We start from the raw sequence: 11,686 nt of genomic DNA on the forward strand, positions 1-11,686 counted from the left end.
AAATTCCCACATTTATGGAACAAATTATTTATTATGGCATTTCACCAAAGAAAAAATAACTCAACATAACACAATAATTTATTTATCTTCACATTCTTAACTTTTATCGCATTATAAATAAATATTTTTATTGTTTCCAACAATATCGTAATATTTTTAAGTAAATATTGTCAATACTTTTAATTATTTTGTTTATGCAACAAAAGTACGATGGAACCCAGCGAGTGACATGCGGATGATTCCATGAAGCTCACTTTAGTATCGGCACTAGCCTATATATAGTTTCTATACTAATGGACCGGAGGGAAACTTTTCGCCTGCAAGCAGCGAAGTCCGGCCGCCGGCAGGCTCATCATGGGCAGTACATCTATTTACGCCTTTCCGCAGGACTTGGCTGGATGATGGGCAACAGGCAACTGCCCCCGACCGATTAGGTCCTTCGGGTTTGACCTCATCCGAGCGCTTCGCGCCACCGACGGAGCTTTGCTCCTAGTGCCTGTAGGTGCTTCCCCATAGGGGAAGGCTTAAACAAGACCCGCGTTACCCCAAAAAACTGGGTTGCTTATGCAACCCAGTTTTTTCTTTACTTTCTATTGAAATTCGGTATCAGATAATATTCTTCATATACACATCGTAGAGCGCCTTCAGCTCCTCAATCTTGTCATACATCTCTACCTGGAGCCCGGAAGCCGTCTCATAATCCCCTTCCTTCAGGGCATTAGTCAACAGAGTAAACAATGACTTTTCATCAATGCTGTCCTTGGCCAAATAATACCGCAGCTCATTGATCTTGTTCCAGTTGTATGCATCCTGGTCAGTCACATACTCAGTCTCAATTTCCTTAGCTGCCCGGACAATCTCCCGATTTTCCGGAATAATGCGGGCCAACAGTTCCATCTTCCAGCGAGTCAGCGCACCATCCTTAAAGGCCTCGATAATCGGATCAGTAAAGGCACCGGCCGAAGTAATGGCCGACCGCTTTTCCTCATACTTATCCAGCGCAGAAAGATTTTCCCATACAGTTGCCGGCGGAGCACCGAATAGGCGGTTGCGTTCTTCCGCGGTATAGTCCTCAAATACATCCTGCTCAGAACGATAGGCTCTATCCTTTTCCAGATAATCAGCCGCATCCCCGGCCTCCTTGGACAGCTCAGCCAGCAGCTCTTTGGTAGTCTTGGTAACAGCATAGCGAACACCATCCAACAAAGCAGAATAAATCGCTGCCAAAACCAGATAGGTATCGGTGTACGGGTTGCAGGCTCTAAGCTCAAAACGGGTAGCGGCCGGATTGGTAATATCACGGATAAGGCCGGCCAGGATAGAACGGTTGCGGGATGGAACCTCTGGGCTGTGTCCCAGGGAGGTTACGATACATACTGGGGCCTCAAAGCCTGGCTTCAAACGGTTCAGTGAATCATTGGTAGCAGATACGAACGGATTGATAACCTCGTAGTTCTTCAACAGGCCCATAATAGCTCCATAGCCTACCGCACTCATATAATCCACGGTCATTTCCTTTGGTGCAAACAGATTTACGAAGGAACCGTCCTCCATGATAGCGGCCAACCCAATATGGGTATGCTCACCATTACCGGCCACACCAATCATTGGCTTAGCCTTGAAGCTAACCTCCAGACCGTTGAGACGGAAGGTCTGCTTGATAATGGTCCGGGCCAGCAGCTCATTGTCCGCAGCCTGCAATGCATCATCAAATCGCCAGTCCACCTCTATCTGCTCGCAAACAGAAGTCATATTACCGCTCTTATCGAGGTGAGCCTTGATACCGCCCACTTCCTTATGCCCCATTTCCACCTTGAGACCATAGTCATCCAGACGCTTTACAGTCTGCTCCAAAGCAGTTCTTACCACACCGTGGGTTCTCTGCCAGTACTGCTCCTGCATTACCTGGGAAGCAAACATTTCATCCACATGCACATGGGACAGTGGGGTCTTTACCCAGAACTCCAGCTCCGTAGCGGAAGTAAAGCTGATATCCTTAATCTTGCTGCAGTCAATATGCTCCAGACCGGACACCTTTGGCGTATCATGGAAAATCTTCAGCAGCTCCTTCTTTACAAAGGACAGGGTATCAGCCAAAACGGCCCGGGAATCAACCCGCTTACCATCGTGAATGAGGAACGCCGGAATGCGCAGGGTACCGATTGGCAGGCCGGTCTCCTCGTCATAATTTTCAAAGTTGTAATCAACAAACCAGTTGACACTTGGGTCAATCGGCATATCAACCTTGGCGTTGTTCAGGGTTGCAATACCGGAAAGAACTACGGAAGAACCGTCCGTCTGGACTGCCCGACCATTGTAGAAATCATCCATATCCTTCAGGAATACCCGCATAGGAATCTTCTCATCAGTGTCGTTGCCGGCCAGGTCAATGCCCACCAAAGAAACGAATTTGATTTCCGGATGTGCCTCCAGAGTTGCCACAATGTCTTCCTTCTTGGAATTTGCCGGAATTACGAATACTAATTCTTCCATGTCAATTACCACCTTTTCATCAAAATAAAAAAAGCTGCAGGACCAAATCAGTCCTTGCAGCTCCATTGCCATAAGTATACACTTGTTTACGCGACTTATGATATCACAAGCCAAAAAATTTGACAAGCATTTTTTTGAGAATTATTCAGAGAAAATTTATACTCCCGCTGAATTTAGTCGAATGTCAGCATGGGGTCAATTTTTACTGAATCTTACATCCACCATATTACCAATATGGATTTTCGGCTTAAACTCCTTCGGAATGGCAATCCGGACCACTGTTTTTCCCGCCGGATATTTATTGATGTAGCCGCCTTCCGTATTGGCCGTGTCCGATTGCACCTTATCCGCCTCAAACACCTCCACAATGGTGCCGTCATATTTTTTCCGGTCCACAAAGAAGGATGCAATCTGGCCCATGGCAGCATACTCCACCTCGGAAGGTGACAGATAAGCCTCCACCCAGACATCACTATCATCACCTACATATGCCACCACATCCCCCGGTTTCAGCTCCGAACCGGTCTCGATGCTATTAAGATACACCACTCCATCCACCGTGGCGGTTATTTCCGTGGCTCCGGCGTTGCTTTTGGCCATTTCCAGAGCCGCCCTGGTCTGATTTACCTGCTGCTCGGCCCGGCGAATCACCTCCGGACTGGCCGGCTGATAGGCTGTTTCATAGGTAACACTGGTGGCAGACTGCCTTTGGGTGGCCAGCAGGCTCTCGTATTCTGCTCTGGCCTCATCCCGTTTCACGCCGCTGATGGCCCCCATCTCATACAGCTTGTTCATCTGTTCCATCTTGCTTTTAGCCGCTGCAATCTCCGTCTCTGATGCCCCGCCGGTTGTTTCCTGAACCACCCTTGGCCGGGAAACCGTAACGCCTTTTTTTATCTGCTCCAGATTTTTGATGGACAGTTCCAGAGTTTGCTCCATCTGCTTTAGCTGCTCTTCGGTAACGGTGACCTCCACTTTGGCAATCACATCACCGGCTTTGACCCGGTCACCATCCTGTACCATTATCTCAGCCACTTTGCCCGGAGCTTTGGCCCGCACTCCCACCATATTGCCGGCAATTTTGGCATCGTATATGTCAATATGTCCCCAGCAAAACAGGGCGTACCAGACAATACTGGAACAGATAAGGGTCAGGCCAAGCACCCCCACCAGACCATATTTAATAATAAATTTCGCTTTATTGGTAACATCTATTTCTGTCAAAACCTAACCTCCAAAAAATAAGGAAATCTGCATATAAATACACAGATTTCCGGAGATATTTCGTATAACCATCAAGCCGCCTTGGTCGCCCCTAACAACAGCCTTTCAACTTCCTCCCAGGAAATATTGATTTTTTTCAGCTGCAATACTTCCCTGACATCCTTTTGGGCCAACTTCGCCAATCGGCCGGCCCGGGCAATATCGCCCAGCTTATATCGTTCTTCAATAAGGGTACAGGCCAGCTCCCGCTCAACACCATATTTCAGCTTCAGCATATCAGCTGCGGCGTGTTTCCTGTATTCCCGTATTGTCGTATCCGAAATACCTATCTTCTTGAATACATCCATCCATGTATTATCTTTATTTTTCAACGATGCAATGCTGTCAAAGGATTGATTGGACAACATAGCCATATGGGCAATCCGGCAGGCATCCTCCAGACGCCCCCCCTGATTGCAGAAATTCAGCAGCGAACTAAATCTCACACCATACTTTTTGGAAATCTCTGCTGCCAGCTCATACTTATCCGGCCAGCGTTGAGGCACATCAAACAGCTGCCGTACCGGGGCACTTTCCCGTACAGCACCTTTTGCCGCCTCTGCCATATTCCCATCTAGCGACGGAATACTCAGCGCAGCTATCAGCAACATCCCTGACAAAACCATTCTCACGCGAATACCGTTAAGCTTTACCATAGGATCAACCCCTTCGCCTTTGCACGCTTTAATTATAGCACCAAAACCTGTAAAAAACCTTAAATGTAGGTTAAAAATTTCAAAATCACCTTACATTAAAGCAGGAACCACCAATAAATTCCCGGATAAGTGAATTGGATGGAATATCATTGGCATCATATATTGATTTAAAGTTTCGACAAAAAGCCAAAAGTTCCTGCCCCTTGACAAAAGTTGGGTCATCCGGCTCAATTTCCGCCAGCATATACATGGCATAATGCTTCAAGGCCCCCAGCTCATAAATCAACGCCGAATTAAACATCACATCCGCGTCATCCTGATAGGGGAATATATACTTTTCCTCTCCCGCCCGGACACTTGGCCACTGGGCGATGGTATTGCTGGCCGACCGGCCTCTGGTCCGATAATCCCGGACAATCCGCCGCAGAAGCCGGACCCTGGAGGTGGAAATACGGGTTTCCTGGTCCATATTCAGCTGATTTAACGCACTGACATACAATTTAAACTTATGATCCCGTGGAATAGAACTGGTCAGCTTTTCATTCAGGCCGTGAATTCCCTCAATGATAATCGGCTGCTTCATACCAATCTGCATCTCGACGCCATAGTCCAGCTCCCGGACCCCCTCCTTGAAATCATATACCGGGGTCAGTACCTTTTCCCCGGCCAAAAGGCGGGTCAGCTGCTCATTGAACAGCTCTGTATCCACTGCATCTATAGACTCAAAATCATAGCTGCCATCCGGCAGCTTGGGGGTATCCAGCCTATTGACAAAATAATTGTCAATGGAAATAGACACCGGCTGCAGCCCCATAACCATCAGCTGCACCCTAAGTCTCTGGGCAAAGGAAGTCTTGCCGGAGGATGATGGCCCTGCTATAAGGATAAGCCGGTTGCTCTCCAAATCTCCGGCCACCCTATCCGCAATATTGGCGATTTTTTTCTCGTGCAATGCCTCTGATACCCGAATAAGGTCCCCTATCCCGCCATTTTCAATAATGGCGTTCAAATCTGACACATAAGAACAATGCAAAATTTTGGCCCATTCCTTGGCTTCCTCCAAAACCTCAGCAAACATACATAACACCCGCCTTCTCCTAATGAAAATGCCTGAAAGGACCCTCTCAGCCCCCTCAGGCAAATATAACACAATTACTCAAACAGGGCTGTAACCAGCAAATAACACAACGCACCCATCACAGCAGTACACGGGATGGTAAGCACCCAGGCCATCACCATCTGCTGGGCAACGCCCCAGCGCACCGCCCGTATTCTTTTGGCCGCCCCCACGCCCATAATAGAGCCGGACACCACATGGGTGGTACTAACCGGCAAATGCAGCAAAGTTGCGGTAAAAATCGTAATTGAGGAATTCAAATCCGCTACAAAACCGTTGATTGGTTCGAGTTTAAAAATCTTGCCTCCCACGGTCTTGATAATGCTCCAACCGCCTACGGAGGTCCCCACCGCCATAGCCGTAGCACAGAGCAGCTTTACCACCAGCGGCACCTCAAACTCCTGCAAAACACCACCGGACACCAGAGCCAGCGTTATGATACCCATGGATTTCTGGGCATCATTGGAGCCATGGGAAAAGGCCATAGCCGCTGCAGTAACAATCTGCATTTTCTTGAACCGGTGATTGACCTTGGACGGACTGGCATTTTTAAAAATCATAAACATGATGTTCATTATCAAAAAACCAATAATCATCCCCACCAACGGCGAAGACACCAAGGCAATGACAATCTTACCAATACCCATATAATTCAGGCCAACGCCCTCCATATCAGCTATGAGAACGCCGCCAATCATGCCACCTACCAAGGCATGGGACGAGCTGCTGGGCAGACCAATCTTCCAGGTCAGCAAATTCCAAATAATAGCTCCGGTGAGAGAAGCAATAATAATGGGCTGGCTGATGGGCCCCACAACAATATCGCCACCGATGGTTTTAGCTACACCGGTACTCACCAAGGCACCAAAGAAATTCAGTACCGCCGCCATCATAATGGCATGACTTGGGGAAATAGCCCGGGTAGACACCGAAGTGGCAATAGCATTGGCCGTATCATGAAATCCATTGATAAAATCAAAGGCCAACGCCAACACAATAACAATTATAATCAAAGGATGAATATCAAGCATACTTCATTACCACGCCCCTAAGCAGATCAGCCAGCTTCTCGCAATGATCAAGAGTATCCTCCAAATCCTCCAGCAAATCCTTCCATTTTATCAGCTCAATCGGGTCCTTCACCTGAGCGAAGAGATATGCCAGCTCGTTCCGGAAAATATGGTCTCCTTCACTTTCCAGCTTGCCAACTTCACTGGTAAGCTTCAGCAACTCCTCTTGATTCTTGCTGATTTCCCGCAGCAGCTCCAGTGCCCGGATGATTTTCTTGGTACACTCAATAAGGAGCTTGGCCAAACGGATAGCCCCTTCCCGGGCCTCGCCGGTATGGTATATTACTATCCGCTGCAAAATCCCTTGCAACAAATCTACTCCATCATCCAGACCATTGGCAATAGCATAAATATCCTCCCGGTCAATGGGGGTAATCAAAGTACGGTTTAGCTTGTCAATAATCTTGTCATTGACCTTATCCGCCTCATGCTCGATTATGTTAATTTCCTTGACTTTGATATCAGCTTTTCGATGGTCCACCATTACTTCATCCATCAAAAGTGTACCCTGATAAAAAAACTGAGCACTTTCTATGAATAAATCGTAAAACTCCGAACCTTTTTTCTTGTTAAAGTTAAACATAACAACCTCCTGCCAACGCACACTCTACAATAACTATAACATATTCCAATGGAGTTTAACAATATATTTTAGATATAGAAAAAGCCTCCCCTCCGGGAGGCTAATCTGTCCGATGCTATTTTTTATCAGAAAGGTCCTGTCGCACTCTTTCGATTACATCCTGTACATATTCCGGGCTAATGCAACGGGTACATTCAAACTCCCGGTCAGTGCCCCGATGATGTGGGCAGGAGCCAAAATCATCATAGTTATGCTCATTGCGCTGGTCACTGGCACAGCCATTACAGGTATGGAACTGCTGCACCCGATACGGGGTGTAAAACTCCGTCCCCGGCAGCGTAAATCCTACTATCATCACCACTGGCACATCGCACCCCCACGCCAGCCAGGACAGCCCACTAGGCAGTCCAATGAAGAACTCTGCCCCGGATATCAAATCAATCCGTTCCTGCAGGGAGCGGTTTCCCGTAAAGTCCTCACAGCCATAGGGGATAGCATTGCTATAAATCCCGTTTTCCATCACCCGGTCCCGGTCCACACACAGCACCCGATAGCCCTGTTTTTTCAGATAATCAATGGTCTGCAACCAGCCATTGGCATTGTTCCAATACTTGGACTGGGCCGTGGCCTGGGTAGCGATGCACACATATGGCTCCTTCGGCCGAATCTTTTTGGCATTCTTGGAAGGAACTAATCTTACCTTCAGCTCCTCCGGGGATACCCCCAACAAATACGCTGCATGAGCCTGCAGTCCCACTACCCGCCAGTCAGTCGGCTGCGAATTCCGGTCATCCCACGGAGCAAACAGCCCAATGTAATATGTAGCATATAAGTCTGTCGGCCGCTCGCTGTCGGCGATAAAATGAATATCCGGATAACCTGGCTGCAATATCTCCTTGTATACATCATCCACAATCACATAAAGCTCACATTTATGCTGCTGCCGAAACAACTCCGCATAAGGGAACCAGGCCAGCATATCCCCCAGAGCTCGCCCGGCAAACTTCATCAGAACTTTTTTACCTTCAGCATTATAATCATGGGAAAAAATCAGCTTCCCCTCTTTTTTCTTTTTGTTCTTGTCCGTATCCGACGGTTCTTTCCACACCTCCAGCCGGAAATTGACAAAATACCGCTTGCTGCTCATGGCCATTACCCCGGAGGCCTTGGCATCGTACACCGTCAAATGATTGGTACGATCAATAAACTTTACCCGATAATCCCCTTTGGGCACACTGACCCGAAGACCATTATTAAAATCAAAGCTCAGTCCCTCTATTTCCGTTTTTTGGGTTGGTTTTTCCGGTGGGTCAAACACCATATATGGTTCTGGCTGTGCTCCTTTATTTTCCATCATTAACTCTCCTTATTCTTCCCTTTTTAGGATCTAATTTATAGTCGCTCATCAGGCGCTGGATGGTTTGGCAAACCTGTCCCGAACTGATGAACCTGGTGCATTCAAACTCCCGTTCAGTACCAGCATGGCGCGGACACCAGCCAAAATCAGCATGCTTAAACTCCTCACTGCTATCTGTCCAGCAGCCATTGCACACATGGAAATTTATTACCCGATATGGGGTATAAAACTCATTGTAAGGCAGTGTAAAACCGGAAACCATGATAACCGGTGTACCGGCCCCCCAAGCCAACCAGGCCAGCCCACTGGACAGACCGATAAAGAAATCGGCATGAGCCAACATATCCACCCGTTCCTGCAACGGTAAACTGCCGGTAAAATCCTCACATCCATATGGAATAGTATGCCAATGCCGACCAGAGCCGTGGACCTTTTCCTTGTCAATACACAGCACTCGATAGCCCAGAGCTTTCAAAAAATCAATGGTTTCCATCCAACCTCTGGTATTGTTCCAATATTTGGCATGACTGGTGGCCTGCGCCGCAATACACACATATGGTTCCTTGATGGGACGCTTCTTGGACGGAGTAAGTATTGGCCGCCGTTCCACCACATCCAACCCCAATATATATGGAATATTAAGGGCCAAACCGATAACCCGAAAATCAGTAGGCTGATGGAACCGGTCATCCGCCGGGAAAAATATCCCCATGTAATAAGTAGCGTAGCAATCCGGTGGAAAAGTATCCGGTGGCAAAAAAGTGATGTCCGGATAGGCCGGGGCAAACAACTGGCCAATCTCCTCACTCATGGAGCAGCAAACCTGACACTGGTGCTTTTTCCGAAATTCCTCCGCATAAGGAAACCAGGCCAAAATATCCCCCAGTGTTCCCACCGGAAATTTTATATGCACTTTTTTCCCTTTTAAATCCAGATTATGGGTCAGGGCCAGCTTCCCTTCCTTCCAGATTTCCACTTTGAAATTTATATAATACTTTTTTGTGCTGGTAATCATAGCCCCTCTGGCATCTGCCTCATACAGGATGGAGCTGGTGTCTTGGTCCGTCAGACGCACATGATAATCGGCATCATCCGGCAACACTATCCTGGCCCCGTAATTAAAATCCAGCTTTACGCCAGGCAATCCGCTCTCTCTTACTACCGGCCCCGGGTTAAAGCTGACATAGTTTTTTTCTGACATTAAATACCCTCCAAATCAATTATGCCGTTCCTAAATTTTTATAACATTGTCGCACTATTTAAAAAATTCATCCACCAAAAAAGTTAGACTAAAACAATTACAAAGTCAATACCAAATTAAAAAGTGATGCGATTTTCCAAAAAGTGATGAAAGTGAGGGAAGAATTAGGAATTAGGACTTTCTCCTCGGCTCCCCTTTGGGGAGCTGGCATCTTTAGATACCTGAGGGGGTAGTGATGGAAGTAAACCTCGGCTCCCTTGGGGGAGCTGGCATCTTTAGATGTCTGAGGGGGTAGTGATATAATTGAGAATTGTAAAAAGCCAGCTGGAGTGTCTATAAGGGGACATCAGATTGCCTTGGCACTTAGTGAGCACAAGCACCGCGCCGGGCGAGCTTAGTACCACTAGGCAATCTGTCTCATCTGGGCAGACTAATAATCTAAAACAAAAAAGAATGGTAGCAGACAGCTACCATTCTGGATAAGTATTTGGCTATTGTGGCAGTTGGGTCAGCTTCTGTAGTTGCTGTTCCGTCAAGCCGGTATATTCAATAATTTTTTCGATAGGCTCATTATTTTTAAGCATTTTTATGGCTGTATCGGCCTGATTTTCTGCACGGCCCTCTGCCTTGCCGTCATTATGGGCTTCCATAAGCTTCATTTCATAAGTCATATAACTCTTCCTTTCCTCTTCTCGAACCTTGATTTCCTTGATAAAGTTATCGACTTGGTTAATAAATTCGTCATTTACCGGCAGCCCCTTCATGTAGTCCAGAAAAGCCCGAATATCAGTGGAAACATCATCCAGTGTCCCATCAGAACAAAGAAAAATCTTGGTTGTGCCATCGTTTAGCTCCAGTTCCTTGTCCTGAAAGCAATAGTTTCGGAAGGTGTACATATGCCGCTTCCGGTCAAACAAGGCGAAGGGACACAGAAAGGTGATAAATGAATTCCTCAGTTCAGAATACATTCGAGTACCGGCTGCCAAATCCTCAACATCAATCATCGACTGATAATATCTGGTGCGGTAAGCCAACTCTGTATCGCCGTAGTTCCTTACCTGCATTTCAATATCATAAATGGTGTCATCACCTTCTACATATACATCCAGACGGATACCTTTTCCAGTATAACGGAATTTAAGGGACTTTTCATTCTCCAGGTAATCGATATGCCGGATTTTTATATCCAGTATTTTCTCGATAAGACGCCGGCAGAATTTAGGATGCCGCATAACCAACTTGAACATATAGTCGTCAGCAATGGTTAGCTCTTCCCAAGGTTTAATTTGATGTGTTTTTCCAGACATAAAAGGAAACTCCTTTCCTAAATTATAACGCAGTTATTCATCCTAAATTATAACGCAGTTATTCATAAATTCCCACATTTATGGAATAAATTATTTATTATGGCATTTCACCAAAGAAAAAATAACTCAACATAACGCAATAATTTATTTATCTTCATATTTTTAACTTTTTTCACATTGTAAATAAATATTTTTATATTTTTCAACAATATAGTAATATTTTTAAGTAAACATTGTCAATACTTTTAATTATTTTATTTGCGTAACAACAGTACGATGAAAATTAGCGGGTGACATGCGGGTGATTCCATGAAGCTTAATTTAGTATCTACACTAGACTATATACAGCTTCTATACTAATGGACCGGAGGGAAACTTTTCGCCTGCAAGCAGCGGAGTCCGGCCGCCGGCAGGCTCATCATGGGCAGTACACCTATTTACGCCTAGTGGAAGAGCGGCTCCGCCGCCTTCGAAAAAGTCGAAACCATCTTGCATGATGATTTCGTGCCAGCAACACTTAATGAAATCAAGCATAATGCGCAGATTGAATTTAGTGTTGTTCACTGGAAAGAAGGCAATGAGAAACGCCGCACTTTCGGACGCAGCAATGAAGCCGAAAATGTTTTCCGCAGGGCTTGG

Annotated in this window: 10 protein-coding genes; all 10 read right to left on the reverse strand. The window is 46.4% G+C overall.

All coding sequences use genetic code 11. The features are described from left to right. Positions 1–606: 606 nt before the first annotated feature. On the reverse strand, positions 607–2,493 hold the full coding sequence (locus tag QZV24_RS09225) for a glutamine synthetase (protein ID WP_294523163.1): 1,887 nt from the start codon (positions 2,491–2,493) through the stop codon (positions 607–609). Positions 2,494–2,688: 195 nt separating this feature from the next. Continuing rightward, a complete protein-coding gene (locus QZV24_RS09230) occupies positions 2,689–3,717 on the reverse strand; it encodes an HlyD family secretion protein (RefSeq protein WP_290657234.1) in 1,029 nt (342 codons plus the stop codon). Positions 3,718–3,788: 71 nt separating this feature from the next. Next, the gene (locus tag QZV24_RS09235; protein WP_294523165.1) at positions 3,789–4,412 is read right to left on the reverse strand and encodes a hypothetical protein; all 624 of its coding nucleotides are present in this window, start codon (positions 4,410–4,412) and stop codon (positions 3,789–3,791) included. Positions 4,413–4,497: 85 nt separating this feature from the next. Continuing rightward, entirely contained in the window at positions 4,498–5,490 is a 993-nt protein-coding gene (locus tag QZV24_RS09240) for a uridine kinase (protein ID WP_294523166.1), read from the reverse strand. A gap of 74 nt (positions 5,491–5,564) precedes the next feature. Further along, a complete protein-coding gene (locus QZV24_RS09245; protein WP_294523169.1) occupies positions 5,565–6,560 on the reverse strand; it encodes an inorganic phosphate transporter in 996 nt (331 codons plus the stop codon). Continuing rightward, positions 6,553–7,182, reverse strand: coding sequence for a DUF47 domain-containing protein (locus tag QZV24_RS09250; RefSeq protein ID WP_294523170.1), 630 nt, complete (start codon positions 7,180–7,182; stop codon positions 6,553–6,555). The genes QZV24_RS09245 and QZV24_RS09250 overlap by 8 nt, the downstream gene beginning before the upstream one ends. A gap of 115 nt (positions 7,183–7,297) precedes the next feature. Then, the gene (locus QZV24_RS09255) at positions 7,298–8,539 is read right to left on the reverse strand and encodes an autotransporter strand-loop-strand O-heptosyltransferase (protein WP_294523172.1); all 1,242 of its coding nucleotides are present in this window, start codon (positions 8,537–8,539) and stop codon (positions 7,298–7,300) included. Further along, positions 8,526–9,740, reverse strand: coding sequence for an autotransporter strand-loop-strand O-heptosyltransferase (locus QZV24_RS09260; protein WP_290657245.1), 1,215 nt, complete (start codon positions 9,738–9,740; stop codon positions 8,526–8,528). The genes QZV24_RS09255 and QZV24_RS09260 overlap by 14 nt, the downstream gene beginning before the upstream one ends. A gap of 491 nt (positions 9,741–10,231) precedes the next feature. Continuing rightward, positions 10,232–11,047, reverse strand: coding sequence for an Rpn family recombination-promoting nuclease/putative transposase (locus QZV24_RS09265; RefSeq protein WP_294523176.1), 816 nt, complete (start codon positions 11,045–11,047; stop codon positions 10,232–10,234). A gap of 351 nt (positions 11,048–11,398) precedes the next feature. Then, a partial coding sequence (locus QZV24_RS09270; RefSeq protein WP_294523179.1) for a hypothetical protein occupies positions 11,399–11,686 on the reverse strand: 288 nt, incomplete at its 5' end.

The organism is uncultured Anaerovibrio sp. (genome assembly GCA_902786545.1).
Taxonomy (GTDB): Bacteria; Bacillota; Negativicutes; order Selenomonadales; family Selenomonadaceae; genus Anaerovibrio.

What these genes read in the sequence shown, in the direction of transcription:
- QZV24_RS09235 (WP_294523165.1), bottom strand. Translation starts at nt 4,412, where the DNA reads ATGGTAAAGCTTAACGGTATTCGCGTGAGAATGGTTTTGTCAGGGATG.
- QZV24_RS09245 (WP_294523169.1), bottom strand. Translation starts at nt 6,560, where the DNA reads ATGCTTGATATTCATCCTTTGATTATAATTGTTATTGTGTTGGCGTTG.
- QZV24_RS09240 (WP_294523166.1), bottom strand. Translation starts at nt 5,490, where the DNA reads ATGTTTGCTGAGGTTTTGGAGGAAGCCAAGGAATGGGCCAAAATTTTG.
- QZV24_RS09260 (WP_290657245.1), bottom strand. Translation starts at nt 9,740, where the DNA reads ATGTCAGAAAAAAACTATGTCAGCTTTAACCCGGGGCCGGTAGTAAGA.
- QZV24_RS09255 (WP_294523172.1), bottom strand. Translation starts at nt 8,539, where the DNA reads ATGATGGAAAATAAAGGAGCACAGCCAGAACCATATATGGTGTTTGAC.
- QZV24_RS09225 (WP_294523163.1), bottom strand. Translation starts at nt 2,493, where the DNA reads ATGGAAGAATTAGTATTCGTAATTCCGGCAAATTCCAAGAAGGAAGAC.
- QZV24_RS09265 (WP_294523176.1), bottom strand. Translation starts at nt 11,047, where the DNA reads ATGTCTGGAAAAACACATCAAATTAAACCTTGGGAAGAGCTAACCATT.
- QZV24_RS09250 (WP_294523170.1), bottom strand. Translation starts at nt 7,182, where the DNA reads ATGTTTAACTTTAACAAGAAAAAAGGTTCGGAGTTTTACGATTTATTC.